This is a genomic window from Lentisalinibacter salinarum, from assembly GCF_040706555.1.
GTDB lineage: Bacteria > Pseudomonadota > Gammaproteobacteria > Steroidobacterales > Woeseiaceae > Lentisalinibacter > Lentisalinibacter salinarum.
Genome location: NZ_JAPDRH010000001.1, coordinates 93,636 through 119,884, shown reverse-complemented (window position 1 = coordinate 119,884; position 26,249 = coordinate 93,636). Strand labels below are relative to the sequence as shown.

Sequence of the window (26,249 nt, the reverse complement as noted above, 5' to 3'; positions counted from 1 at the left end):
GAGGGGCTGGTAGGAGGGGCTTTAGCCCCGATCCCCCAACCGGATCGGGCCTGAAGGCCCTCCTACATCGTGTCGACGTGGGGGGTCAGTTTGTAGCCGGCGCCGCGGACGGTCTTGATCATGCGCGGCGCGCGGGGGTCGTCGCCCAGCTTGCGGCGCAGCTTGCCTACCAGTACGTCGACGCTCCTGTCGTAGGGCGTCCAGTCCCGTCCGGCGACGATTTCCAGGATAGCATCGCGGCTCAGCACGCGTCCGGCATGAGATGCCAGTGCCGCCAGGAGTTCGAACTCGTGGGTGGTCAGTTCGACCGGAGTACCTGCCGGATCCGTCAGCTCCCAAGCCGCGAGATTCAGCGTCCAGCCGTCGAAGGTCAGAACGGAGCCGTTGCCGGAGTCGTGGCGTTCGGACGGCGCGACGCGCCGCAGGATGCTGCGCACCCGCGCCAGCAGCTCGCGCTCGTCGAAGGGCTTGGTCATGTAGTCGTCGGCGCCGAGTTCCAGTCCCACGATCTTGTCCACCGGCTCCCGCTTGCCGGTCAGCATCAGGATGCCGATGTCGGAATGCGCTCGTATCTCCCGTGCGAGGCTCAGACCATCCTCGTCCGGTAGCATCAGATCCAGGATGACGAGCCGCGGTTCCTCCAGGGCCATCATCTCGCGCATGTCCCGGGCGGAGCCCGCAGTGCGAACCGTATAGCCTTCCGCGGTCAGATAGCGGGACAGCAGCCGGCACAGGCGGGGGTCATCGTCCACGACGAGAATGCCGCTCGCCCTGACCATAGGACCTTCTCCCGGCTTCATGCGATGAGAATCCAGTATGTCCCATCGGCATGGGATTTCTATCGCGATTTATGCGGACCCTGCGGATAGCGCGAATCGGGGTGCGGGTTCAGACTGGCGGGAAAATCGGCTGCCGAACAGGCCGGAGGGCGGCGACAGACCGCAGGATCCCGCAGTGGCGGAATACAGGCGTATAGCCCTGCTGATACTCACGATGACCGCCGTCGTTACGGTGGCCACGGCTGTCGCCATCGGCGTGCTCTACGACACCGCGTTCGAGCGCCAGCGCGAGCAGCTCGTGGACAGCGCCCATACGCTGGCTCGGCTGATCGAGCAGATGAGCGAGTTCGACCAGCGCTATCGCCACGATTACCCGGGCTCCGCCGCCGACGCCACCCTCGCCCAGATCCGCCAGGCGTTCACACACGAGCACACCATCCTGGGCTCCACCGAGGTGACGCTCGGGCGGCGCGAAGGCGACGACATCGTGTTCCTGATGCGCCATCACCACACCGTGGGAGAGGCGCCGGCCCCGGTGCCCTGGGGCTCGCCCTTCTCCCAGCCCATGCATCGCGCCCTGTCGGGCGAGAGGGGCACGGTAATCGGCAGCGACTATCACGGCACCCGGGTACTGGCCGCGTACGATGCGGTGGAGTCACTCGGGGTGGGTGTTGTCGCCAAGATCGACCTGGCCGAGATCCGGGCACCGTTCTTCCGTGCCGGCGCCCTCGTCCTTGCCGTCGCGCTGGCGCTGATCGGGGCCGCCACTTTCCTGTTCCTGCGCCTGGGCAACCCGATGGTCCGCGCGCTGCACGAACGCGAGGAGCGGCTGCGCCTGATCCTCGCCTCCACCGGCGAAGGCATCTTCGGCATGGACCTCGACGGCCGCTGCACGTTCGCCAACCGGGCCGCCGTGGGCCAGCTGGGTTACCGCGGCGAAGCCGAACTCCTCGGCCGCGATATCCACGAACTGATCCACCACACCCACCCCGACGGCAGCCCCCACCGCAGGGAGGAATGCCCCGCTGCCCGCGCCATCTCCCATGGGGAATCGCTGCGGCTCGACGACGAGATGCTGTGGCGCGCCGACGGCACCGGCTTCCCGGCCGAATACCGTACGCAGCCGATGCGCCGCGATAGCGAGATCGTCGGCGCGGTGGTCAGCTTCGTGGACACGACCGAGCGTCGGGAGCGGGAGTTCGAACTGGCACACGCACGGAAGATGGAGGTACTGGGCAGGCTCACGGGCGGTATCGCGCACGATTTCAACAACCTGCTCACGGTCATCCTCGGCAACCTGCGGCTGCTGAAGCGCCGTGTACGGTCCGGCGATACCGAAGCCGCCGAGCTGATCGACGATGCGGTTTCGGCGGCCGAGGACGGTACCGGCCTGATCCAGCAGCTGCTGGCCTTCTCTCGCAAGCAGACCCTGAAGCCCGAGACGATCGACCTCGGCGTCTTTCTGCGCGATAACCGCCGCTTCCTCGAGCGGGTGGCGGGAGACCGAGTGGAGATTGCACTGGACACCGACACCGTTGCGCTGCCCGTGCGGGTGGATACCCAGCAGCTGCAGAGCGCGCTGCTGAACCTGATCATCAATGCCTGCGACGCGATGCCGGGCGGCGGCGGAATCCGGATCGCGGCGCGGCGGGAAGAGATCCGCGCCGGGAGCAGTCTCGACATGACGGGCGGACCCTGCGTGGCGCTGAGCATCACCGATACGGGTGAGGGCATGAGCGCCGACGTGCTGGCCAGGGCGACCGAACCATTCTTCACGACCAAGGGCCCGGGCAAGGGCAGCGGACTCGGCCTCAGTATGGTCTACGGGTTCGTCCGCCAGTCCGGCGGCGACCTGCGCATGGAGAGCGAGCCGGGCAGCGGCACGACGGTAACCCTGTACTTCCCGGAAGCGGCGGAAGCGCAGGAGCATGACGGCGCCGCGCAAGCCGCAGCGCCGCAGGCGGCGGCCGCCGAGACCATTCTGGTGGTGGAGGACGAGGCCAGGCTGCGGCGCTACGCGGCGCGCACGCTTTCCACCGCTGGCTACCGCGTACTGGAGGCATCCGGCGCCACCACGGCCCGGCAACTGCTGATGAGGCACGCGGAAGTCGCACTGCTGTTCACCGACATCGTGATGCCCGGCGGCACGAGCGGCCTCGAACTGGCCGACTGGGTCCGCCGTCATTACCCCCGCATCAGCATCCTGCTCACCACGGGCTACAGCGACCAGGCCGCCCGTGCCGGCGACGGCGACTACCCCATCCTGGCGAAGCCCTACGGCGAGACCGACCTGCTTGCGGCGGTCCGGCGGGCGGGGCGCTGACCGATTCGCGTTCCGTCGCCGCGCCCGGTTGACGGCGCTTACAAAAGTTCACAACGAAATTACGCACCGTTTACTCAGGGTGGCGCAGCCCTTTAAACGCCGGCCCTAGCATGGAACCCAGGAGGCAAGGAGAAGGTGCCATGCGCGAAAATCGAACAAGACGGCGCGACGGACCACTTCCTCGCTTCACCTCCCGCCGCGGTGCTCCGGCCCCATCCGGGGACGCCAGCTGCAGCGCCCCGCAGCATCCGCCCGCGGCAGGCATTGGGGGCAGGAGGAGCCTGTCATGAAGAAACAAGGAATCTGTTATGTGCTGACAGCGATCCTCGTCGGATTGTTCGCATTCAGCAGTGGCGTCATGGCCGAACGGCCACCCGGCGTCGGCGGCGGCAACGGCGGAGGTCACGACAGCGGCAACGAGCCGCCGGACTACGGCGACCTGTTCATCCTGTATCGGGATGCGTGGGGCGTGCCGATCCTGACGGCCGACGATTGCCAGCAGCCGCTGGCAGCGGAGACATTCGATGGCTGTGGGATGATCGAGAATTCCGGCCACCCGCTGGATGGTGAGTGCCTGTTGATTCCGGTTGATCCTGCTACCTGCTCCGCGGAGGGGCCCTATTCCATCTACACACAGGAAGTCGATTTCGGCCGCATCAACGAGTCGCGGTCGCCGGACTCCGTGTTCGAGTCGCAGCTCGAGGAAGCAAGCCTGACCCTAGCGACCGCTGGCTGTATCAGCCTGGACCCTGCCGGACGGCCGGTCGCGTCCAGTGTGATCATCGGTGACAACCCGGAGACACCGGCCGTGGAGGACAGCTACGTGAAGACCTCCACCATCGACTCCCCGCTGCAGCACCTGGCCATGTACCAGGCGCTCATGATGAACGGCACGCTCGGCGATAACATCGACCTCGGACGGTCCTGGATCGACGCGGCAGCGACCAGCCTCGGCGCGGCGTCGGACAAGTCCGGTTTCGTCGGAGTCGATCTTGTCGTTTATCTGAACGAAATCCTCGGCCTCACCGAGACTCCGGAAAGTGCAGTGCTCGACAGGAGATGCATCAGCGTGAAAGAGGAGGTGATGGGAGCCATCCAGCACGTCCAGAAGTGCTTCCTGGATTTCTCGAGCTACGATGACGGAAGCGGTGTGCTCGGTTACACCTACGACCGCAACGCCACATTCGGCGCCCTTCCGGCACCGGCTTACATCTACTCGGATATCTACGGGACGGATGTCGGCATTTTCGAATACCTGCACGAGTTCGATACCCAGAACCACTATTTCGAGATTGCGAAAGCACCGATCCTCGATGTGGTTCCCGAGCTCGCAGGGAGCTATCCCGGCGAGAACATCGGCGCGTTCGCTACGGCTGCCGACGACAGCCGGGCGGTGATCGACTACATGCACGTATGGCCGGTGCCGGGCGACTACGCCACACCGGTGCCCTGTGAGGCCAGCGCGGACGTCTACTACGACGTCTCGATCAGCGCCGACTCCGGGTTGCAGGTGCCGAAGCGGATGGTGGCCGACACCGAAGGCCGGGAAGGCACGCTGACCGTCGCCAATGCGGGACCCGCTGACGCGACCGGCTTCGTGAAGCTGACCGGCATCGGCAGCGACGGTGAGGTGGTAGGACCGCTGTACCTGATAGACGGCGGGATCGTCACCGCGACCGAAGTGTTCGCCGGAACCGAGTACACCGAACCGTTCACTCTGGCGGCCGGTTACTCCACCAGCTGGACGTTCTTCTTCAGCATGGATTACGCCACGACCATCGAATGGACGGCCGAAGTCATGGCAGATGAAGACGTCAACGCATCGAACGACGTGGTAACGGAGACCACCGTCGTAACGGCCGTGAAGGCCGGCGGCGGTGGTGGCGGCAGTGGCGGTGGCGGCAGCGGCGGAGGCCGCAACCGCTGATCGGCCTCTCCCGGGAACGAAACTGCCAGGGATGGCACGGCCAGGGAAGGCGGCTCCAGGGACGGGGCTCCAGGTGAGGGTCAGCCGGGCCAGGGAGGAGCCCTGCAGCTGACCTCACCGACGGCCGGGGAGCGGTCACAGACCCTCCCCGGCCGGTCTACGCGGCAATGATGCCGGCAAGGGGTATCCCACAATGAGAACACACAAGCTTTACATAATGATGCTGGCCGGAGCCGTCACCGTGCTGACCGCCCTCGCGGGCACCGGCCTGGCGGGCGACCGCTCCGGCCCGTCCTGGCAGGTCGTGGTCAACAACGGCGACGCCATCCCCGGCCATCCGGACCGTACCTACAACAGCTACAACCCCCCTTCGGTGAACAGCAATGCCGTGGTGGTGTTCCGCGCCCGCAGCACCGGACGGCAGCGCGGGCCGATCAGCGGCATCTACGTCCGCGACATGGGCGCGGCAGGCTCCACGATACGCCGGATCGCCGACCGCGACACCGCGGTGCCGGACCCGAACAACACCGAATATCCGGCGGGCGGCGGCAGCCACGGCGACGACGGCGGCAGCCACGACGGCGCGGGTGACACCCATGGCGGCAGCGGCGGCGGGCACGGCGACGAGGGAGGCGGCGGCCCGGACTGGCTCCTGGCCACCTTCAACGAGTTCCCGTCGATCCCCCGCATCGCGCTGCACCGCGACGCCGTGGCCACCCGCGGCAACCATCCGCCCGTGTGGACGTACGGTGAGGAAGAGGACGAGTCCCGCGCCGGCACCACCGGCGTGTACTTCAACCCGGCAGCCGGCAATCCTGCGAGCGAGCTGCGCACCGGCGCCAGCCTGCTCGGCGAGGTCGGCCCATCCGACTACGTGGACCTCACGTATCTGTTCGCCGTGCCGAACGTCGCCGCCACCACTCGATTCGAGGTGTTCCCGGGCTCGCCCGCCGTCACGGACGAGGGCTACATCGCCTTCAAGGGCAACTACACCGATCCGTCGGACGGTGAAGACAAGACCGGCGTGTTCTACCGGAAGGTGGCGGACGACTATGCCGGCGGGCTCGAGCCGATCGCACTGATCGCGAACTCCGATTCGGTCATCCCGAATCACCGCTACTGCCGCGGCGACATCACCTTCGACTCCACCGCTCCGCCGAGCGCGGCCCGGGACCGCGTGGTCTTCGTGGGCTACGACAACGAGGAAGACCCGAGCTGCGGCGGCATCTACCAGTCCGGGCTGAGCCGGCCGGCGGCGCCGCTGCGGACGCTGGTCGGGCTCGACGACGAGGTGCCGGTACGCGGCGCAGGCCGATTCACCCGCATCGGTGAAGGCCTGTCCTTCGACGGCCGTTTCGTCGGCTTCTGGGGCGCATGGGGCGACGAGACCCGGAGGCTGCGCCTCTACTGTCCCGAGGAAGGCAACCGAATCCGACGCGACTACTGCAACCACGCGGGCGACTTCGCGGACGGCCCGGACGGGGAGATCAACGGCGATGTACACAGCGTGTGCGACGACACCGACGATCCGCTGTACCCGCGCTGCTACCAGGAGAAGACCGTATCCGTGAACCAGGGCATCTTCGTCTACGACACCCGCACCCGGCGGCTGCGGCTGATGGCCCGGGCCGGTGCCGGCGAGGACTACGAGGACTTCATCTACTGGAATTACTCGGGCGCCCCGCCGGGTGCCGGCGAGAGCGAGGGCTGCGGCAAACCGCCGCGCTTCCGTTCCGCCGCGTTCGTATCCGTGTCCGAGCGGGCCGGCGCGACGTTCCGCGTCGCGTTCCAGGGCCGCCGCGCAGGGTCGAAACCGGTGCACGGCATCTACCTCGCGGAGGCGCTCGGCGCATCGCGCGCGAGCACCGTCACACTGCTCGAGACAGGATGGGCAGGCACGCTGCTGGATCCGCAGGCCGTGGATCCGGACTCCGGTGAAACCCTGCCGATCTCGGGTCTCGCGCTGGAACGCGAGGCCTTCCGCAACGGCTGGCTCGCCGTGACCGCGAGCATGGGCACGGAAGAGGCCGGCTGGGCCGGCATCTATCTGGCCGATCTCCGCGGCCGCCGCCCCGCCCGCTAGAGGAAACTGTAGGAGGGCCTTCAGGCCCGATCGATTAGTGAATCGGGCCTGAAGGCCCTCCTACATGGCCCTCCTACCGGCTCATTTCCGCGAGATGGCGCGTGAAGGTCGGGTTCTTTCGTACGGGTAACGAGCGGGCATATGCAATGATCTTGCAGATGACCCAGAACACGCCGGCGGTGAGGCCGCCAGCTATCGCCGCGGTGAACAGCGCCTCGCCGAAGCCGGTGCCGTCCTCGCCGTAAGCGAGTAAGAAATACAGCAGCGCGAGAGCGCCACTGGCGATCAGGAACAACCGCTTGGGGAACAATTCGTCCCTGGCGGCTTTCGTGTATTCGTAGTGCTGCCCGGTATTGTGGTTGTAGGCACGAAAGTAGGAGCCCCAGTCGGAGCCGCCGGTGAACAGCAGGTACAGGCTCAGCTTGTGGCCCTGCTTGCACGGCACGAGAAAGTCGACGAGCTCGATGGCATGCTCCTTGCCGTCCTCGTCCGTGAGATAGATGTTCTGGTACCGGGTGGTCTTCGACTGCACCTGGCCCGAGACCGGCATGTTGCCGCCGGTGCCGCCCACGGTCATGCCGCCGCCGCCGCCGAACGATCCGCTGACCTCCGTCTCGGAACGGGTATCCGTGCTGTCCACCGTACCGGTGCGCACGCGTATCTCCCAGGACGCCCCCAGGGTCTGGCCTTGTGCTACCTGTTTCGACATGTCGTCTCCTCCTCTCCTCGGTCTACTCCGCCCGCCGCACGAGCTCCTGGCCCATAGGGCCGTACAGCCGGTCTTCTCGCTTCTTCAGTACGACGGTTCCCTGGGGACTGGTGACCAGCACCCGGTCGCCGTCCACGGTGTATTCCGCGGGAACGCTGGCATCGAGCACCGAGACGGTGACGCGGCCGTCGTCGCGGAAGTGATAGGTGGTCGCCGCCTGACGGTCCTGCCAGGTGCCGCTGATGGCGGCATCCCGGCAGCCGCCGGCCCCCAGCGCCAGCAGCAGGCAAAGCGTCGTCAGAGCTCGCTTCATGACACTCCCCCCACGAAACCAGCGTGAATCGTGGCCCGGCGCCGGTCGCCGGCGCATCGACAGCTAACGGGTTTTTGGGTCAAATAGAGGTGATTGAGGGGGGATAAGCCCGAAACCGCGCCATAACGAAGAACGAGAGCGGTGACTTCATCCGGACAGGAAAACCAGCGCAGGCGGGGCATACGCGCCTCCCGGGCCAGGCTGACCCGGGCGCTGACCGATGCCGGGCTGCGCACCCAGGCGGCTCTGGCGGAGCGGATCGCGGACCTGGAGGGGCTCGATTCCGCGCCGAAGGACATGGTCAGCCGCGCGTTCCGGGAGCTCCCCGTGGAGCTCCAGACCCTGGAGCGCATCGCCCGGGCGCTGGAGGTGGAAGCGTGGACGCTGTACCGCAGCGCCGACGAGGAGGCGCTGCCGGAACCGTCGGCGGGCGGCGATGCCCGGACCGCCCCGCGGCCGGCCTGGCTCGCGCTCTCAGTGATGCTTTCCATGGCGGCGCTGGCCGGCGTCGGCTGGCTGCTGATGCAGCGCGAGTCCGTCTCCGGCGATGCGCCGTCCGCGTCAGCGCCGCCGCCGCTGACGCTGGGCGCCGCGAGCCTCCTGGTGATGCCCATCGGGGGCGATACGGATGCCCGGCTGGCGAGCCTGCTGCGGGAACGCCTGAGCGATCACTTCGCCGTCGCCGAGGGCAGTGCCACCGTGCTCGTGCGCGCCCTCGACCCGGCAGAGGCGGCCGAACGGCTGCGCACCGACGCCGCCATCGACGGCGAGATCGTCCGCGTCGGCCGCCTTGCCGGACTGCGGTTCGGCATCGTGGCCGACGACGGCGTGCGCCATCAGCTGTGGGCGGAGAGCCTGCCGGCGGCGGAAGTGGAGGCCTCGCTGCCGGCGATTGCGGAGCGAGTGACCGCGGCCGTGCGCCGGGCGGTCGGCGGGACAGACGACGGAGATCGGGCCGGGCCTCATTTCCCCCTGGCACCCGTGCAGGACGACTACCTGCAGGGCTCGTACTTCCTGGACCGCCCCGCCAACGAGCTCAACGTAAAGCGCGCCCGCAGCCACTTCGAGGCCGCGCTGCGCCAGGACGCGAACTACGCCCGCGCCCACGCCGGACTGTGCCAGGCGCTGCTGACCGAACACTGGATGGGCAATGAGGAACGCGCGCTGGAGGATGCGGCCCGCACCTGCGGCCAGGCGCTGCAGCTCGCCCCGGAAGACCCGGCCGTTCGGACCGCGCACGCCCACTTCCTCAGCCGCACCGGACGCAACGACCGGGCGATGGCGCTGTACGAGGAGATCCTGACCGAGCGACCGAGCTACACGGACGCGCTGGCCGGCCTGGCCGCCAGCCGGCTGCAGGCCTACCGGCAGGAAGGCGACGAGGCGATGCTGGAGAGCGCGATGGCCGCCGCGCGCGCGGCTGCGGACAGCGATCCGGCCGTGTGGAAGCCCCTGTTCTCGCTGGCCACCATGCGCTGGTTCGCCGGCGATCTGGACGGAGCCATCGCGGCCAGCGAGGAGGCGATCGCGCGGGACGAGAACGAATACGTGCTGGGCAACCTGGGCACATGGTACGTCTGCCGCGGCGACTTCGAGCGCGGTCGCGACGCCTATCTCCGCGCCCGCGAACTCGCGCCCCAGTCCTACGTGGGCGACGAATTCCTGGGCCTGGTCTACTACGTGCTCGGGGACTACGAACACTCCGCGGAACTCAGGCAGCGGGCCATCGACGCAATCGCCACGGGCGAGCCCGAGATCCACCAGATGTGGGGCGCGCTCGCGGATTCCTATCGGCACGCCGGCGCGACCGAAAAGGCGCAGCAAGCCTACCTGCGCGCCGCCGAGATTCTGGAGCGCGACCATCTGCGGGGCACGGCACCGGCGGCCGACCAGGCGGCGCGGGCGTACTACTACACGATGCTCGGCCGGCTGGACCCCGACGCGGTGCCGGATACCGTCATGGACGAGATCGACGCCGGCCTCAAGGCCATGACGGACGACCTGAACGACGCCACCGCCTACCGCCGTCTGGCACAGGTTTGGCTCGCCCGGGGCGAGAAGAAACGGGCACGGCAGGCGCTGTCGAAGGCGACGGCAACCTGCCCAGGCTACGCCCGCTTCCCGGATTTCAAAGAACTGTAGGAGGGGCTTTAGCCCCGATTCATTACACACAAATCGGGCCTGAAGGCCCTCCTACATGCCCATCATCGGATCGGCGTTATACTGGCCGCGGCTCTACGGGAAGGGGGATCCCATGCTCCGACTACTGCTCGTGCTGCTCGCAGCCGCCGCGCTCTACCTGCTCACCTGGCCCGTGCCGGTAGACCCCGTTGCCTGGGACGCGCCAGAGGACGCCGGCTACACCGGCGACTTCGCGGCCAACGATGCGCTGGCCGATCTCGAGCGGGTGGAGATCGCGCCGTACCACGGGCCCGAGGACGCGGTGATCGACCGGGTCGGCAATCTCTACACCGGCACCGAGGACGGCAGGATACTGCGCATCGCCGCCGAAGACGGTTCGATCTCCGTCTTCGCCGAGACCGGCGGGCGCCCGCTCGGCCTGGAGTTCGACGCCGACGGCAACCTGCTCGTGGCCAACGCCTACCTGGGCCTGCAGAGCGTGGATGCCGGCGGCGCCGTCACGCTGCTCACCGACGAGGTCGATGGCTCACCGATCCTCTATGCCGACGACGTGGACGCGGCGCCGGACGGGCGCATCTACTTCTCGGATGCCAGCACCAAATTCGGCGCGGCGGATTACGGCAGCACCTACGCAGCGAGTCTGCTGGACATCCTGGAGCACGGCAGCCACGGCCGCGTGCTGGTCTATGACCCGAGGACCGGCGAGACGGGCACGGTGATGGCGGGGCTGGACTTCGCGAACGGCGTGGCGGTGGACCCGGCCGGTCGCTTCCTGCTGGTGAACGAGACCGGCACCTATCGGGTGCTGAAGCACTGGCTGGCCGGCCCGAACGCCGGCGAGACGGAGATTCTCATCGACAACCTCCCCGGCTTCCCCGACAACGTGAATCCCGGCCTCGACGGCCGCTTCTGGGTGGGGCTGGTCTCGCCACGCAGCGCCCGGCTGGACTCCCTCTCCGGCAAGCCGTTCCTGCGCAAGGTGGTGCAACGGCTGCCCGAGGCGATGCGCCCGGCCGCCGAGGCCTCCACCCACGTCTTCGCCATCGACGCCAAGGGCAACGTGGTGGCCAACCTGCAGGGGGAAGGCACGAAACTGCAGGCCGTCACCGGCGCCCTGGAGACCCCGGACGCGCTGTACCTCACGTCGCTGTTCGGCACCGCGCTGGGCAGGATCGAACGCGACTGGTAGGAGGGGCTTTAGCCCCGATTGCGATCGGTCAACAATGAATCGGGGCTGAAGCCCCTCCTGCATGCAGGATTTTCCATCCTCCGTGTAAGGGTTGCACGCCCGGCCCCCGCCGCCGCTCCCGCAGCCCCGCCGCGCCGTCACGTCCATCCTGGCATCACTGTTGCATGACCTCCGGTGTACCCGCGCGGCCCGAACGCGCGCCTGACAAGGCAGAAGGGTACCCGGACGGCGGCTGTGACCCTGCGCCCATCCCCGCCCCCCATCAGCATTCACAGCCGTTGTCCGGATACTTTCTGACACAGAGACAGAGGAGAAACCGCCGGAGTCAGTTATGCAGACGAACCCAATCACGACAAGCCGGACACGCGAACACTCACGCCTCGCCGCAGCCGCGCTGGCGGCAGCTGCTCTGCTGCTGATCGCCGGCTGCGGCCAGGGCGACGAGACGGTGGACGTCGACGTACCGGACCCTGGCGACGGCCGCGAGGCCGTCGAGGCGCCGACACCGGAGGACGAGCGCCGCGGCTACGACAAGTCGGCGGATATGCCGGCGACGGGAGCCGCCATGAGCGAGGCCGACGATAGCGTCGAACCGCTGCTGGTCGCCCGCGCCGAACTCGAGCCCACCGAGGGCAACGAGGCACGCGGCACGGTGACCTTCTCCAGAGCCGCCGGCGCCGTGGTCATGGACGGCGAGCTGATGGGCCTGCCTGAGGGACTCCACGGTCTGCACATCCACGAGAAGGGCGACTGCTCCGCGCCGGACGGCACCTCCGCCGGAGGCCACTTCGCGCCCGACGGCGACCCGCACGGCTCACCGGACAGCCCGCCTGCACAGCACCACGTGGGCGACCTCGGCAACATCGAGGCCAACGACGAAGGCTACGCCCTGGTGAACGTGGTGGACGCCGAGATGACCCTCGACGACGGGCCGAAAAGCGTGCTCGGCCGTGCCGTCATCGTGCACGCCGGCGCCGACGACTTCGAGACCCAGCCCACCGGCGCTGCGGGCGCCCGCCTTGCCTGCGGCGTAATCACCGAAGTCCCGCGCACCGACCCGCCCGATGCCGGGTAGGAGGGCCTTCAGGCCCGATGCCGCGACGGGCATGTAGGAGGGGCTTTAGCCCCGATTCATGAAACAAATCGGGCCTGAAGGCCCTCCTACAGTCAATCAGCGGGTGTAGCGCAGGACGTAGCCCACGAACGGCCCGCTCGGGCACTCCTGCGCATTCTTCGGCGAAGGGTGATGCGTGTAGCCCCGCTCCTGCATCGCCCGGGTGAAGCGGGTGGCGTTACCCCGGCCGGGATCCACGACGATCACCTCGCACTGCGCCCGGGCGTGGCGGTCGATGAAGCCGGCCAGCGCATCCACGTGCTGGCGCTCGTAGAGCAGATCGCTGCCGATGACGAGGTCGAAGGTGCCGAGCCCCGTCTCCTCGTCGTACCAGCTCGCACGATGGAACGGGATGGGATCCAGCCCGTTCAGCCGCTCGTTCTCCTTCAGGAAGTGGGCGGCGGCGGGATGATAGTCCGTGGCAGTGATGTCGGCGTGGCGGTAACCGAGCATCAGGCTGGCCAGCCCGATGCCGCAGCCCACCTCGAGGATGCGCCTGCCCTCGACATCGTAGTCCTGCATCAGCGATGCCAGCACCTCGCTGGAAATCCAGACGATGCCGAACAATGGCCACAGCGCCGAGGAGATGCCGAGCTTCTCGGCCTCGCCGCCCTCGTCGTGGAATTGCTGCACGTCCCGCAGGGTACGGACGTGGATGTCCCGATCGCCGAACTCCAGCGTCTGGTAGCGGTAGCGGATCAGGGACATGGCGCCTCCGGTCGGTGACTCGCGGCAGGCCGTTGCCCTCTTCTCGCGGCGAGACGACGGAGTCTACAGACGTTACCGCCGACCGGCGAGCGCCGTTGCCCCGGCTCGCCGGAAGACGACCGCTACTGAATCCGCTTCTCCCGCCCCTCCCAGTAGGGCTCGCGAAGCTCGCGCTTCAGCACCTTCATGGCGCCGGACAGCGGCAACGGCTCGGCACGAAACTCCACGGACTTCGGCGCCTTGTAACCGGCGATCGACTCCCGGGCGTGGGCGATGATGTCGTCCTCGCTGACCTCGGCACCTTGCTTCGGCACGACGATGGCGTGCACCTGCTCTCCCCACAGGTCGTGGGGGATGCCGATGACCGCCACCTGTGCCACGGCGGCATGCGTGGAGATGGCGTTCTCCACTTCCGCGGAATAGACGTTCTCGCCGCCGGTCACGATCATGTCCTTCACCCTGTCCACCAGGAAGAGATAGCCCTCGTCGTCCAGGTAGCCGGCATCGCCGGTGTGATACCAGCCGTCGCGGAAGGCCTCGGTCGTGGCGTCCGGCTTGTTCCAGTAGCCCTCCATGAAGTTGCCGCCTCGGGCGCACACCTCGCCCACCTCGTTCGGCGGCAGCAGGTTGCCCTCGGCGTCCTGCACACTCAGATCCACGCCGGGCACGGCTCGGCCGACGGAGCGCAGTCGCGGCCCGCCTTTCAGGTGGTCGTCGGTGGTCAGCATGCACAGGACCGAGGAGCACTCGGTCATGCCGTAGCCCTGCTGGATCTCCAGGTCCGGAAGTATTTTAAGGAGTGTGTCCAGGATGGCTGCCGGCATCGGCGAGGCGCCGTAGGTGAGCTGGCGCAGGCTCTTCAGCGCCTCCGGCCGGAATTCCGGGTGCTGCAGCATCATGCCGACCATCGTCGGCACCATGGTGGTCTGGGTGACCTGGTGGGCCTCGATCAGCTTCAGCACGGCGCCCGGCTCGAACATGGGCATCGTGACCAGCTTGCTGCCCGCGGTGATCGTGGCCAGGCAGCCGACGATGGAGGCGGCGTGGAAGACGGGCGTCTGCATGAGATTCACCTCGTCGGGGCGCCGCCCCATCACCATGGCCACGTGGTAGGTGTTCAGCATCTCCGCCCGCTGGGAGCAGACGACGCCTTTCGGCAGGCCGGTGGTACCGCCGGTGTACATGAGCACGACGGGGTCCGTCTCCTCAGGCTCCGGCGGCAGCTCCGGCTCGGAGGCCTCCAGCAGTTCGTCGTAGGTGAGGTCGTAGGGCGCCTCGGTCGCACCGGGCTCGCCCACCAGCACCACCTGCTCCACGGGGCAGTCGGCGCCGCCGATCTGGCGGGCCTGGGCCAGCAGCGGCGCGAAGGTGGCATCGACGAATACCACCTTGGTGCCCGAGTCGCGCAGGATGTAGTCCAACTCCTTGCCGGCGAGGCGGAGATTCAGGGGGTTGATCACGCCGGTGCCAAGGAAGGCGGCATGGTAAAGTTCTATGAACTGATGGGAATTCATCGACATGACGGCGTAGCGGTCGCCCTTGCCGATGCCGAGGCGGTTGCGCAATCCGTGGCCGAGCCGGAACACGCGGTCGGCATGGGTCTCCAGCGTCGCGCTGTAGGCACCGTCGGCGATCACGTGCCGATCGCCGTACAGGCGCAGCGCCGGCAGGAATTGCTGGTGGTAGACGAGTTCCTTCACAGTTTCTCCCCCGTTGGAATCCGGACGCAGAGTATACCGATACCGCCGTCGACCGGATCGTCGGCATCGACGGCATCTACGATCGGGCGTCACGCGACCTTACCGCAAAATCGGGTTTTTCGAATCACGGCCAGCCACGGAGACTCCTTACGATGAAATCGGGAAAACTTTTCGGACTCCTCGCCGCCTCCCTCGTCATTGCCGTCGCCGGCAGCGCAGGGGCGGACCAGCGCGACGGCAACCTCTCCGGGCACATGCATGAGCACTGGGAGCGCATCACGCAGATCCAGGCCGCGCTCATCCGTGGCGATCTCGCCGCCGTACGCGAGCCCGCGGAATACCTGGCCACGCATCCGACGCCGGCAGCCTTGCCCGGCCAGTGGGAGGGGTACGTGGGCTCCATGCGCGCGGCGGCACGAGCCGCCGTCGAGGCGCAGGACTTCACCGCCGCGGCCACGGCGACGAGCCTCATGGGCAACGCCTGCGGCAGCTGCCACCTGGACAACGGCATCGAGGTGCGCTTCGACATCTCCGACCCGCCCGGCTTCGAGACGGACACGGTCTCGCACATGATCCGCCACCAGTGGGCGGCCGACCGCATGTGGGAAGGCATCGTCGGGCCCTCGGAGGTGGCCTGGTCCAGGGGCATCGACGCGCTGCTGGAGGCGCCGCTGACGCCGCACGAACTGAAGGGCGGCGGCGATCAGCCGGAACGGGTCAGGAAGATGGCACGGCGCATCCACCAGCTGGCCGGCAACGGCATGATGGCGAGCGACGGGAACGAGAAAGCGGACATCTACGCCGAGTTCCTGGCCAACTGCGCCGCCTGCCACACCACCCTGAACTAGGTGCCGGACCGAACTTTTGCAACTTTTGGAACTTGTTCTGCCCCCCGACCGGGGCGGTAGCCGCGCGCGAAGCGGGTGAGCAGGAAGACCTTCCTGCAGCGATTCGTCCAGGGCATGGAGCCCTGGGTGTTCCTCCCGGCCGCGGCCGTGGTGGTGCTGTTCGTCGTCCTGGGGGCGGTCTGGACCGACACCACCCGCGGCCTCTTCGACGCGCTGCAGAACACCATCGTCGAGAAGCTCGGCTGGTTCTACATCCTCTCGGCCACGACGCTGCTCATCTTTGTGCTCTGGCTCCTGATCAGCCCCTACGGCAGAGTCCGCCTCGGCGGCGACGAAGCGAAGCCGGAATTCGGTTATCTCGCCTGGTTCAGCATGCTCCTCGCCGCGGGCATGGGCATCGGCATCGTGTTCTTCGGTGCCGCCGAGCCGGTACTTCATTATCTGGACCCGCCGGGCATGGAAGGGGGCACGCCGGAGGCGCTCAGGGAGGCGATGCGCTTCACCTTCTACCACTGGGGCCTGCATCCCTGGGCGATCTACACGACGCTCGCCCTGCCGCTCGCCTATTTCCACTTCCGTCATAACCTGCCGCTGGCACCCCGCTCGCTGCTCTACCCGCTGATCGGCGATCGCATCTACGGCGGCATCGGCCATGCAGTGGACGTGCTGTGCACGGTGGGGACGCTGTTCGGCGTGGCGACCTCGCTCGGCCTGGGGGCCATCCAGGTCAACGCAGGCCTCGATCGGTTGTTCGGACTGCCCCAGGGCATCGGCTCTCAGCTCGCGCTCATCGGCGGGATCACGCTGGTGGCTACCATCAGCGTCGTTTCCGGCCTGAATCGGGGCATCCGCTTCCTGAGCCAGTTCAACATCGGGCTGTCGGCGGCGATCTTCGCTTTCGTGCTGCTGGCCGGACCCACGGTGTACATCCTGGAGCTGTTCCTGGAAGGGCTGGGCTATTACCTGCAGAAGCTGCCGGCCACGAGTTTCCATACCGAGCCGGGGTCCACGGACGGCTGGCACGAGCAGTGGACGCTGTTCTACTGGAGCTGGTGGATTTCCTGGTCGCCGTTCGTCGGCATCTTCGTCGCCCGCATCTCGAAGGGCCGCACCCTGCGCGAGTTCATCCTCACGGCGCTGCTGGTGCCGAGCCTGGGCAGCTTTCTGTGGTTCTCGGCGCTGGGCGGCACCGCGCTGCACATGGAGATATTCGGCAGCGGCGGCGTCACCGAGGCGGTGCAGGAGAACGAGGCCTTCGCGCTATTCGCCGTGCTGGAGGCACTGCCCTGGCACGAGTTCACCTGGGCCGCGGCGACGCTGCTGGTGATCGTGTTCTTCGTCACCTCGTCGGACTCCGGTTCCTTCGTGGACGACATGGTGACCTCGGGCGGCCACCCGAACCCGCCGAAGGCCCAGCGGGTGTTCTGGGCGGTTTCGGAAGGGACGGTTGCGGCGGTGCTGCTCTACGCCGGCGGGCTGACGGCGTTGCGTACGGCGTCACTCACTACCGGCATTCCCATCGCCATCTTTCTGCTGGTGGCGGCGTACGGGTTGCAGCGGGCGTTGCGGTCGGAGGAATAGGTGCCGGACCGAACTTTTGCAACTTTCTGAAGTTGTTTCGGGTTTTTGTCGGGAAAGGGGAGTTTTCGAGCCGGCAGGACGGGCGCCGACGCGCTAGCTTTCACTGGCAGCGACCGAGGATGCCCGATGACCCGACCACGGCGACTCCACGTGCCCGGCAGCCTGTACCACGTCATCCTGCGGGGTAATAACCGGCAGGAAGTCTTCTTCTCGGCCGCCGATCGCATCTATCTCGACCAGCTGGTCGGACGAGCCACAGCAAGCCTCGAAGCGGAGGTGCACGCGTATTGCTGGATGCCCAATCACATCCACATGGCAATCCGGGTAGGCGAGGCGCCGCTCGGCCGGCTCATGCAGTGGATCGCGTCGCGCTACGCCTTCCGCGTGAACCGGCAGCGCGAGGCGACCGGTCACCTGTTCGAGCGCCGTTACCGCGCGCTGCTGGTGGACGTGGATGCCTACGCGCTGCAGCTGGTCCGCTATATCCACCTGAACCCGGTCAAGGCCGGCCTCGTCTCGGATCCGGCGGACTATCCCTGGAGCAGCCATCGTTACTACCTCGGCGAGGACGCGCCAGCCTGGCTGCGGACCGACTGGATACTCGCGATGTTCGGCCGCCGCCGGATTCCGGCTCGCGCCGCCTATCGGCGCTTCGTCGGCGACGATCCCGACGCGGAGCTACCCGATGAACTCCTGGCGGGCGACCCCGAAGACGAACGGCTGACCGGCGCGGATCGGCTGCTATCGGAGCCAAACGATCCCGTCGACGCCAGGCTCGCCGACCGCAATCTCGACAGCTTGATCGCCGCCGCCGCCGAGCGCCACGGCTGCGAGGTGGCCGCGATCACGGGGCCCAGTCGGGAGCGGCGACTGGTGCGCGTGCGGCGGGAGATCGCCCGCCAGGCACGGGACCGCGGCGTCGCCAGCGTCGCGGAGATCGCCCGGCGCCTCAATCGGTCGGACTCGGCCGTCGCTCGGCTGCTCAGGGGCTGAGGCACCGAGAGCACGGCAACAAGTTGGAAAAGTTGCAAAAGTTCGGTCCGGCACCTTCACGCGTTTCGGTTTGCCGTAATCGCCAGGCCCTCCATTATCCTCTAATGTGTCAACTTCTGTTGGCATGACGATTGTCATGTTTGACTGACATTCGGGGTAAGACAGGCAAGCGGATGCTGAGCATTCCACTCTCCCGCCCGGCGGAGGCGAAAGCGGACGCTACCGCGCCCGGGGCCATGATCGGCCCGAACGCGGTGCTGCAGACCCTGCGTGCCATCGCCGAGCTGGAAGGCACGGCCTGCTACGAGGCTGTCGCTCGCGGCGCCGCGCTCCCGGCCACCGACCCCGACCACATGATTCCGGAAGCCCTGTTCATGCGGCTGATCGAGAGCCTGCGGCGCACGCTGCCCTGGGCGCGCTCCGAAGCCGTGCTGCGACTGGCCGGCGACTACACGGCCGACTACGTCGCCGCCAACCGCATCCCGCGGTTCTTCCGGCGGCTGCTGCACGCATTGCCGCCCCGGCTGGCCCTGCCACTGCTGCTGGCCGCGTTCCGCCGCCACGCCTGGACTTTCGCGGGCGGCGGCCGCTTCCACACCGCCGGCGGCTACCCCGCCGACATCGTCCTCAAGAACTGCCCGACCTGCCGTAACGCACCGGAAGCGACGGCGGCCGGCGCCTACTACGAAGCGGCCTTCCAGGGCCTGCTGCGCCTCGCGGCGGAACACGCGACCGTCCACGAGACCGCCTGCGAGGCCTGCGGCGACGACTGCTGCCGCTTTTCCATCGACATCGAGGGCGCCCGCGCCCGCGGAGAGAAACCATGCGTATCGTGCTGATCCACCCGAACTACCATTCCGGCGGCGCCGAGATCGCCGGCAACTGGCCGCCCGCCTGGGTCGCCTACCTGGCCGGGGCGCTGAAGAAGCATGGTTACACGGATATTCACTTCATCGACGCCATGACCGGGCATCTCGACGACGAGGCCCTGCGCGCGCGCCTGGCACGGATCGGATCGGCCGATCTCGTCGGTTGTACCTGCATAACCCCGAGTATCTATCAGGCCGAGAAAACCCTCGAGATCGCCCGGTCCGTCTTCCCCGGCGCCGTCACCGTGCTCGGCGGCATCCACGCCACCTTCATGTACGAGCAGGTATTGAAGGAGGCGCCGCACATCGACGTCATCGCCCGCGGCGAGGGCGAAGAGGTGCTGGTGAACCTGGTGCAGGCCGTCGAGAACGGCTCCCTCGACCGCGACCGCCGCCAGATCCGCGGCATCGCCTTCACCGAGGGCGACGAGATCGTGGCCACTCCGGCCCATCCGCCGATCAAGCGACTGGACGACCTCAAGCCCGACTGGAGCCTCCTCGAGTGGGACGACTACATCTACCTGCCGCTGGGCAAACGGGTCGCCATCCCGAACTTCGCCCGCGGCTGCCCGTTCACCTGCTCGTTCTGTTCCCAGTGGAAGTTCTGGCGCTCCTACCGCATGCGCTCGCCGAAGAACTTCGTCGACGAGATCGAGAAACTCGTGCGCGACCACGAAATCGGCTTCTTCATCCTCGCGGACGAAGAACCCACCATCAACCGGCAGAAGTTCATTGACCTCTGCCAGGAACTGATCGACCGGGACCTCGGCATCGAGTGGGGCATCAACACCCGTGTCACCGATATCCTGCGCGACGAGGACATCCTGCCCATGTACCGCAAGGCGGGCCTGGTGCACGTCTCCCTCGGCACCGAGGCTTCCGCCCAGCTGAACCTGGAACGCTTCCGCAAGGAGACGACGGTCGCCGAGAACAAGAAGGCGATCCGGCTGCTGCGCGAGAACGGCATGGTGGCCGAGGCCCAGTTCATCATCGGGCTGGAGAACGAGACCGCCGAGAGCATCGAGGACACCTTCCGCTGGGCGATGGACTGGGACTGCGACATGGCCAACTGGATCATGTACACGCCCTGGCCGTTCTCGGATCTCTTCGAGGAACTCGGCGACAAGGTGGAGGTGCGCGACTACGCGCGCTACAACTTCGTCACCCCCATCATGAAGCCCGAGGCCATGACCCGCAGCGAGGTATTCAACGGCGTGATGAAGAACTACCGCCGCTTCTACATGCGCAAGAGCCTGTTCAGCTATCCGTGGCTCAAGGACAAGTACAAGAGGAAGTACATGCTCGGCTGCCTCAAGGCGGCGATGAAGTCCGGTTTCGAGCGTCGCTTTTACGATCTCGGCCGCATCGACTACCGGGGCCAGAAGGAGATCGACTTCAAGTTCGACCAGTCGCGCGTGCTCACGAAAGAAGAACTGGCGCTGGCCGAGAGCAGCCGCCAGCGGGTGGGCAGCAGCTATCAGCAGACGAAAAGGACCGACGGCGCCGCAGCCCTCGCCTGCGGCGGCGGCCCGGCAACGAATGGCAGGAACGGGCACAACGGCAACGGCGTGGAACCGCTGACGGCCGAGGTGCTCACCTACTCGCCGAAAGAAGACGAGATCGTGGACCCGGCCGCGCTGCTCGGCGAGGCACCTATCGACGAGTTCTTCGATCCGCGCGGCTTCGCGAGGCAGCGAGCGAGGGCGAAGCGGCTCTCGGCGATACGGTAACGCACCCGTCGAGAGTTCGGCCGACAATGCCTCGAGGCCTACCCGCTTACACATGAATTCCGGGCGTGCGCCTCGGCGCAGGTACGACCGCGTGCGATGGAGCGGCAACCGGGGACAGGTGCACCGGTGGCCGTCACCATTGGGGGGAAGCAATCGGATCTATGGGACTCATGATCCGCTCCTCCTGCCCTTTCCGGTCACGCAGGCCACTGCAAACCCGATCCTGCTATGTCCGCCGCACAATCCCGGCAGAGACCGTCACCGGACCACTGACCAGATTTGTACCAGCCGTATCATCTGTGAAAGGATGCAAGGAAAAGTCGAAAGAAGAGAGGGAACATGTCCACCGCCCTACGCCGATTTCTTCTCCTTACAACTATCCTGGGTTACGCAACATCACACGCTCACGAGCCTCCGGGCGGTCTGTTGCTGCATATGCCTCTCGATGGCTCGCTGGAGTCGCGCGGCAGCGTGCCGACGAAAGGCGAGCTGATCACTCAGGGCGGCGAGCCGGCGACGAGTGCGCCGGAATACCGGGAAGGCCGTTTCGGTCAGTCGATCCATTTCTCCGGCGAGGAGGCGGTGCGCGTGCCGTTGGACGTGAACTACGAGCTTTACCCGCAGATCACGATCACCGCCTGGATCTACTCCGAGGGGGAACCACACGGTTATCTGTTCTCGAATCGCTCGCGCAGCGGTCCGACGCTGAATGTCTGGAAGTCCGGCGTCGGCGCCAACGGGCCCGGTCTGCAGTTGACCCAGAGCGGGATACTGCGTCCCGGCCGCTGGCTGTTCGTTGCCGGCGTGTGGGACACCGAGGCCGGGATCGCGCGCCTGCACTATGACCGTCGCTCCAAGGAAGGCGAACTCAAGGACCGGGTAGAGGAAGGCGCTCTCGATATCTGGATCGGGGCCTGGGACGACAGCCTGCTCTCCCAGGTCGAGGACATCCGCATCGACGATGTGCGGGTCTACGATCACGCCCTGACGCCGGAGGAGCTGGAGGGCCTGTGGCTGGGCTCGACGGATACCGGTTCCGATCTCGTCCGTAAGAAACCGGGGCGAACGACATCAGACGCGCCGGGCGAGCAGGAAACGAGCGTATCTGCGGCCGGGCAGACCGGTAGCGCCGCTATCGGTACCACCGAAGGCGCGCCGACGGCGCAGCCAGGGGACGACCTGCTGGAGGCCAGACGGGCCGGGACGACTACGGACGGGGACGCATCGGCAGACTCCGGCAGTGATATGCTCACCGGCAGCCTGCCGAGCGCCAGCGAGATCCAGCAGAGCGCGAGCGAACAGCCCGACATGACCTCCGGTGACGCGATACGCAGCGGAAGGACGGAACTCGAACGCAGCCTGGAGGACGGACGCGAGGCGGCAAGCGCTTCTGCGTCCGCGACGGAAGGCGCTGTCGGAAGTGCTATTACCGGTCCGACTGTCGAGCAGTTCCTCAAACCACTCGCTTTCGACGTAGCGCCCTCCGGGGACGTTACGGCCTGCGGCGGCTTCGCCACCATATTCAATCCATTGCTGAAGAAGAACCGCGAGAACATATTCATACTCGGCAGAAGCTGCGCGCTGCTGGACGACGCCGCGGAGAGCCTCGCCAACGAGATCGGCTCGCGGACTTTCCTCAATGCCACACCGTGCGACACGCCCGAGCAGTTCAGGCAACGGATCGGCCAGGCGTTCGAGGCAGACGGTGAGGGACTGCTCGATAGCGACAAGCTCAGGGGGCTGGAATGCGCGGCAGGGTTCCTGTTCAGCCGGGTTACCAACGCCTGCATCTCGGCATCGCAGGCACCAGTCAGCCTCGTTGAGGACGTGATCAGCTGGTACAACAACTGGCTTACAAACGACGGTCCGGCCTCACTCGGACCGCGAGCCATCCGGCCCGGCCAGAACTCCGGCACCGTGCTGGCACCCGGGGACCGTCGCTGGTTTACGCCCACGGTGCTGCAGACGAACCGCGCGACTGTCGGCATCCGCAGAGAGGACGGACAGGCGCGTGTGGTCGCACGCATCTGCAAGGTGAATTCGATGAACGAGTTCAAGTTCGTCGATGAGATAACCTTCGATAGCGACAGTCCGGATATCAGCCTCAACACGGTGGATGACGTAGAGGGACACTTCATCACCGTGTTCATGCAGACGAAGGGTGGACCGGCGAATACCGGAAGACGCATGGGCTATACGCTGGAGTTGAACTACTAGATCGGGTTCGACGATCCCGGGCGCTCACGAAAGGAGAACTGACGCTCGCAGAGAGCAGCCGTCAACGGGTAGGCACCCGCTATCAGCAGGCGAAGAGACCAGGCGCGCCGGCGGCTGCTGGCATCGCGCTCCCTCCCTGCGCTAAGGTGAAGCGTTCCTGAAGCAACAGCCCGACCGGTGCGCAAGGTGCCGGGCGGCAGAGGAACATCATCCATGCGATACATGCCAGCCACGGCCGTTTTCCTGCTGATTGGCATATCCCTGCTGTCAGCTCCGGTCCATGCGACGGAGCACGGCGAGACCAGCGGCTCCGACAAGACCGAGACCGCTGAGCCAACCGAGAAGCCGCCGCTGAGCGAGGCGATCCCCGAGAACACGGCGGACGGTTTCGGCGTGGAAGATCTCAACCGCGACGAACTCGGCGTCGATATCGGAGCGGTACGCAAGGTCGTCGTCATCGACGGGTCGGCATCGGACGATGCGGTTCCCTACCGCCTGGTCGTCACCGGCGAGATCCAGAAGGCCGAGGGCGACATCGAGGGCCATCCGGCCACCATCAACGATGAGGCGAGCATCGACGGCGAGATCGCCACCGGGCGGATACGCTCCGGCATCGACACGTACTACGTCTACGGCGAGATCCGCGTCATCGCACTCGGCGACCCGTCGGCCGCCACGATCTATGTAGACGGCGAGCCGGTGGAGGCGGAGAAACTGACCGAGTGATCTATTTCGGCGCCTGCGCCCTGGAAATTAGGTAAGGATTGCCGAAATTTAGGTAATCACCCGGAAGCGAGGCGCCGGCGGAGACGGGACCCTCCAGAGTAGGGGACATATACGAGCTTAGTAGGGGGCTCCATGCGAAATCGCCTCGTACAGCCGCAATGGCTGGCCGCCGTTGCTCTTTTCACTCTGTCGATCGGCGTCCATGGTCACGAACCGCCGTCCGATCTGCTTGCCCATCTGCCGATGGACGGATCCCTCGCCGATGCGAGTGGCAACGGATTCGAGGGCGAGGGTCTGGCCGGGGTTGGCGAGCGCCGCCCGCCGCGCTACGTGGAGGGAAAATTCGGACGCGCGGTGCAGCTCGACGGTGATACGGCGGTCCTGATCCCGCTGGATCTGGACTTCGAGCGTTATCCGGAGGTGACGATCACGGGGTGGGTCTTCGTGGAGAACGACGACGCCCGCGGCGCGCTGTTCGGCACCGGCGGCGGCGACGGGCCCGAGATGCGCCTGAACGGCGACAGTCTCATTGCGGTCCGCCCGGGAGGTGGACGCGAGGTGGCACACAGTGCGCTACGGCCCGGACGGTGGACCTTTTTCGCAGGCACCTGGAATTACCGCGACGGGACGATGCGGGTGACCCGGGGCTCGCGCTCGTCCAGCACGAGCTTCGCCGTCAACGATCTTGATGCGCCGGGCCAGGACGTCGTTATCGGTGCGCAGAACTATCGCATGAATCTCGCCGGCAACGCCACGCGCATCGACGACGTCAGGATCTACGGCCGCAGCCTGGACGAAGCGGAACTCGCCCGCCTCCGGACCGACGAATCCGGCGACGTGCGTCTCGCCGGCGCCGGCGACGAGCAGTCCAGGCCATCTTCGGAGCCGACGCCGCAAATCGCGCAGGAGGAGCCCCCTCCGGGCGCGACCCTGGATCGTGACGACTTCGGCGCCAGCGATGAACTCGTCACGGACCTCGAGACCGCGGGCGAGCAGCCATTGGCCACGATCGGCGACGAAGGCGCGGGCGAGATCGAGGAATTCGGCGCCGAGGACTACACGCCGTCTTCGGAGCCGGATCACGTGGTGGTAATCGACGGCGCAGGCAAGGCGGGCCGGACCCGCTACACCCTCACGGTGGCAGGAGAGATCGAGAAGGCCGAGGGCAGAATCCTCGGCATCGATGCGACAATCAACGACAACGACGTCATTCAGGGCAACACGGCCAACGGCGTGGTCGGCGAGGCGGCCGATGCCTACTACGTCTACGGCGATGTAGCGAATATCTCCCTGGAGGACTACGAGGCGGCAACCGTCTATGTCGACGGCGTCGAACTGAAGCACCGGGTCGTGTTCGACGGGAGCGCAGGGGACGGCCGGACGAATTACACGCTGGCCACCTCCGGGATGATCCGAAAGGCATCGGGCTCCGTCGACGGTTTCGACGCGACCATCAACGACAACGACGTCATCGAGGGCAGAAACGCTTCCGGAATCGTGGGATCGGCCGTCGACGCCTATTACGTCTTCGGCTCCGTCATCGACATCGCCATCGACAACCCCGACGCGGTGACAGTCTACCTCGACGGCAAACCGCTCGCCGCCGACGAGACCGATGACGGCCTGCTGACGATCGGACAGTCACTCGAACCGCAGACGGGGTCCGGCTCCGCCAACGGCCTCTATCTGCCGATTGCCGATGAAGAGCCCACGCTGTCAGAAATTTCCAATGCCAGGGGCACGTCCCGACTCACCCTCGATCTCGTGTATTCGGCGATGCATACGATCACCTGGTACGAGGAGAGCGACCGACCCTGCGATTTCCGGATTCTCGGCTACGGCCGGGGCCTCACTGACATCGGGGCTCCCCGTACCGCCACTGCTTCGGAAGAGGTGTGTAACGGAAGCGCGGGCAACCCGGGCTCGAAAAAGGTTGTCAGCCTCGCCGCTCGTCACGGGGTCGCACAGACATTGTCAGCTTGTCGCAATGAACCACCCAGCATTGGAATCGGTCTGCCCCAAGATCGGATCAAGGGCATAGGCCTTTCCGGACGCTTGATCGACACGGACACCATGACGCTGAGCAGGGACACCTGGCAAGCGAAAGCCACCCGACCGAATTGCTCCGGCGACTGGGATACCGTCACATGCCCGGACGAGAGGGTGGCAACCGGACTGATCCTTCACGTCAAACTCCAGAGCAACGGAAACTATCTCGTCGGTGGTCTGCAGCTCATCTGCCGCCGCATCACTGACCAATAAGCGTAGAGCAGCCATCCGGCATGCGGCGGACACCTC

The 26,249-nt window shown here is 66.7% G+C and carries 19 protein-coding genes; 14 read left to right on the top strand and 5 right to left on the bottom strand.

Features of this window, described 5'->3' with window-relative positions:
* Positions 1-62: 62 nt before the first annotated feature.
* On the bottom strand, positions 63-779 hold the full coding sequence (locus ACJMKZ_RS00475) for a response regulator (RefSeq protein ID WP_405231154.1): 717 nt from the start codon (positions 777-779) through the stop codon (positions 63-65).
* Positions 780-954: 175 nt separating this feature from the next.
* On the opposite strand from ACJMKZ_RS00475, the gene ACJMKZ_RS00470 reads away from it, so the two are divergent.
* The 3 genes from ACJMKZ_RS00470 (at position 955) to ACJMKZ_RS00460 (ending at position 7,112) form a co-directional block, all read left to right on the top strand.
* Positions 955-3,102 (top strand): ATP-binding protein, encoded by a 2,148-nt coding sequence (locus ACJMKZ_RS00470; protein WP_405231153.1) that lies wholly within the window; start codon positions 955-957, stop codon positions 3,100-3,102.
* A 286-nt stretch (positions 3,103-3,388) separates the two neighbouring features.
* Positions 3,389-5,029, top strand: coding sequence for a hypothetical protein (locus ACJMKZ_RS00465; protein ID WP_405231152.1), 1,641 nt, complete (start codon positions 3,389-3,391; stop codon positions 5,027-5,029).
* A 193-nt stretch (positions 5,030-5,222) separates the two neighbouring features.
* Positions 5,223-7,112: a hypothetical protein gene (locus ACJMKZ_RS00460; RefSeq protein WP_405231151.1), complete on the top strand. Its 1,890-nt coding sequence runs from the start codon at positions 5,223-5,225 to the stop codon at positions 7,110-7,112.
* Positions 7,113-7,185: 73 nt separating this feature from the next.
* On the opposite strand, the gene ACJMKZ_RS00455 is transcribed toward ACJMKZ_RS00460, so the two are convergent.
* On the bottom strand, positions 7,186-7,821 hold the full coding sequence (locus tag ACJMKZ_RS00455; protein ID WP_405231149.1) for a hypothetical protein: 636 nt from the start codon (positions 7,819-7,821) through the stop codon (positions 7,186-7,188).
* A gap of 22 nt (positions 7,822-7,843) precedes the next feature.
* Positions 7,844-8,134 carry a DUF5640 domain-containing protein gene (locus ACJMKZ_RS00450; protein ID WP_405231148.1) on the bottom strand — a complete coding sequence of 97 codons (291 nt, stop codon included), beginning with the start codon at positions 8,132-8,134 and terminating at the stop codon, positions 7,844-7,846.
* A gap of 141 nt (positions 8,135-8,275) precedes the next feature.
* On the opposite strand from ACJMKZ_RS00450, the gene ACJMKZ_RS00445 reads away from it, so the two are divergent.
* The 3 genes from ACJMKZ_RS00445 (at position 8,276) to ACJMKZ_RS00435 (ending at position 12,540) form a co-directional block, all read left to right on the top strand.
* A complete protein-coding gene (locus tag ACJMKZ_RS00445; RefSeq protein WP_405231146.1) occupies positions 8,276-10,276 on the top strand; it encodes a tetratricopeptide repeat protein in 2,001 nt (666 codons plus the stop codon).
* A 112-nt stretch (positions 10,277-10,388) separates the two neighbouring features.
* Positions 10,389-11,465 (top strand): SMP-30/gluconolactonase/LRE family protein, encoded by a 1,077-nt coding sequence (locus ACJMKZ_RS00440; RefSeq protein ID WP_405231144.1) that lies wholly within the window; start codon positions 10,389-10,391, stop codon positions 11,463-11,465.
* A 331-nt stretch (positions 11,466-11,796) separates the two neighbouring features.
* Positions 11,797-12,540 (top strand): superoxide dismutase family protein, encoded by a 744-nt coding sequence (locus ACJMKZ_RS00435; protein WP_405231142.1) that lies wholly within the window; start codon positions 11,797-11,799, stop codon positions 12,538-12,540.
* A 96-nt stretch (positions 12,541-12,636) separates the two neighbouring features.
* Here the strand turns inward: ACJMKZ_RS00435 and ACJMKZ_RS00430 are convergent, their stop codons facing one another.
* A complete protein-coding gene (locus ACJMKZ_RS00430) occupies positions 12,637-13,287 on the bottom strand; it encodes a class I SAM-dependent methyltransferase (protein WP_405231140.1) in 651 nt (216 codons plus the stop codon).
* Positions 13,288-13,409: 122 nt separating this feature from the next.
* Positions 13,410-14,987 carry a long-chain-fatty-acid--CoA ligase gene (locus ACJMKZ_RS00425; RefSeq protein ID WP_405231139.1) on the bottom strand — a complete coding sequence of 526 codons (1,578 nt, stop codon included), beginning with the start codon at positions 14,985-14,987 and terminating at the stop codon, positions 13,410-13,412.
* A 152-nt stretch (positions 14,988-15,139) separates the two neighbouring features.
* Here ACJMKZ_RS00425 and ACJMKZ_RS00420 point away from each other — a divergent pair, with 152 nt between their 5' ends.
* The 8 genes from ACJMKZ_RS00420 to ACJMKZ_RS00385 all read left to right on the top strand — a co-directional run bounded on the left by ACJMKZ_RS00420 (position 15,140) and on the right by ACJMKZ_RS00385 (position 26,213).
* Positions 15,140-15,835 carry a hypothetical protein gene (locus ACJMKZ_RS00420; RefSeq protein ID WP_405231137.1) on the top strand — a complete coding sequence of 232 codons (696 nt, stop codon included), beginning with the start codon at positions 15,140-15,142 and terminating at the stop codon, positions 15,833-15,835.
* Between the two features lie 75 nt (positions 15,836-15,910).
* Positions 15,911-17,416: a BCCT family transporter gene (locus ACJMKZ_RS00415; protein WP_405231135.1), complete on the top strand. Its 1,506-nt coding sequence runs from the start codon at positions 15,911-15,913 to the stop codon at positions 17,414-17,416.
* 126 nt (positions 17,417-17,542) lie between these two features.
* Positions 17,543-18,409: a transposase gene (locus tag ACJMKZ_RS00410; protein WP_405231133.1), complete on the top strand. Its 867-nt coding sequence runs from the start codon at positions 17,543-17,545 to the stop codon at positions 18,407-18,409.
* Positions 18,410-18,582: 173 nt separating this feature from the next.
* Positions 18,583-19,248, top strand: coding sequence for a bacteriochlorophyll 4-vinyl reductase (bchJ, locus tag ACJMKZ_RS00405; protein ID WP_405231131.1), 666 nt, complete (start codon positions 18,583-18,585; stop codon positions 19,246-19,248).
* Positions 19,233-21,008 (top strand): magnesium-protoporphyrin IX monomethyl ester anaerobic oxidative cyclase, encoded by a 1,776-nt coding sequence (bchE, locus tag ACJMKZ_RS00400; RefSeq protein WP_405231129.1) that lies wholly within the window; start codon positions 19,233-19,235, stop codon positions 21,006-21,008. The genes bchJ and bchE overlap by 16 nt, the downstream gene beginning before the upstream one ends.
* 435 nt (positions 21,009-21,443) lie before the next feature.
* Positions 21,444-23,225 (top strand): LamG-like jellyroll fold domain-containing protein, encoded by a 1,782-nt coding sequence (locus tag ACJMKZ_RS00395; protein WP_405231738.1) that lies wholly within the window; start codon positions 21,444-21,446, stop codon positions 23,223-23,225.
* A 213-nt stretch (positions 23,226-23,438) separates the two neighbouring features.
* Positions 23,439-23,951: a hypothetical protein gene (locus ACJMKZ_RS00390; RefSeq protein ID WP_405231127.1), complete on the top strand. Its 513-nt coding sequence runs from the start codon at positions 23,439-23,441 to the stop codon at positions 23,949-23,951.
* A gap of 132 nt (positions 23,952-24,083) precedes the next feature.
* A complete protein-coding gene (locus tag ACJMKZ_RS00385) occupies positions 24,084-26,213 on the top strand; it encodes a LamG-like jellyroll fold domain-containing protein (protein WP_405231125.1) in 2,130 nt (709 codons plus the stop codon).
* Positions 26,214-26,249 lie beyond the last annotated feature (36 nt).

What these genes read in the sequence shown, in the direction of transcription:
- ACJMKZ_RS00390 (WP_405231127.1), top strand. Translation starts at nt 23,439, where the DNA reads ATGCGATACATGCCAGCCACGGCCGTTTTCCTGCTGATTGGCATATCC.
- ACJMKZ_RS00395 (WP_405231738.1), top strand. Translation starts at nt 21,444, where the DNA reads ATGCCTCTCGATGGCTCGCTGGAGTCGCGCGGCAGCGTGCCGACGAAA.
- ACJMKZ_RS00455 (WP_405231149.1), bottom strand. Translation starts at nt 7,821, where the DNA reads ATGTCGAAACAGGTAGCACAAGGCCAGACCCTGGGGGCGTCCTGGGAG.
- ACJMKZ_RS00410 (WP_405231133.1), top strand. Translation starts at nt 17,543, where the DNA reads ATGACCCGACCACGGCGACTCCACGTGCCCGGCAGCCTGTACCACGTC.
- ACJMKZ_RS00460 (WP_405231151.1), top strand. Translation starts at nt 5,223, where the DNA reads ATGAGAACACACAAGCTTTACATAATGATGCTGGCCGGAGCCGTCACC.
- bchJ (WP_405231131.1), top strand. Translation starts at nt 18,583, where the DNA reads ATGCTGAGCATTCCACTCTCCCGCCCGGCGGAGGCGAAAGCGGACGCT.
- ACJMKZ_RS00475 (WP_405231154.1), bottom strand. Translation starts at nt 779, where the DNA reads ATGGTCAGGGCGAGCGGCATTCTCGTCGTGGACGATGACCCCCGCCTG.
- ACJMKZ_RS00385 (WP_405231125.1), top strand. Translation starts at nt 24,084, where the DNA reads ATGCGAAATCGCCTCGTACAGCCGCAATGGCTGGCCGCCGTTGCTCTT.
- ACJMKZ_RS00430 (WP_405231140.1), bottom strand. Translation starts at nt 13,287, where the DNA reads ATGTCCCTGATCCGCTACCGCTACCAGACGCTGGAGTTCGGCGATCGG.
- bchE (WP_405231129.1), top strand. Translation starts at nt 19,233, where the DNA reads ATGCGTATCGTGCTGATCCACCCGAACTACCATTCCGGCGGCGCCGAG.
- ACJMKZ_RS00440 (WP_405231144.1), top strand. Translation starts at nt 10,389, where the DNA reads ATGCTCCGACTACTGCTCGTGCTGCTCGCAGCCGCCGCGCTCTACCTG.
- ACJMKZ_RS00420 (WP_405231137.1), top strand. Translation starts at nt 15,140, where the DNA reads ATGAAATCGGGAAAACTTTTCGGACTCCTCGCCGCCTCCCTCGTCATT.
- ACJMKZ_RS00435 (WP_405231142.1), top strand. Translation starts at nt 11,797, where the DNA reads ATGCAGACGAACCCAATCACGACAAGCCGGACACGCGAACACTCACGC.
- ACJMKZ_RS00450 (WP_405231148.1), bottom strand. Translation starts at nt 8,134, where the DNA reads ATGAAGCGAGCTCTGACGACGCTTTGCCTGCTGCTGGCGCTGGGGGCC.
- ACJMKZ_RS00465 (WP_405231152.1), top strand. Translation starts at nt 3,389, where the DNA reads ATGAAGAAACAAGGAATCTGTTATGTGCTGACAGCGATCCTCGTCGGA.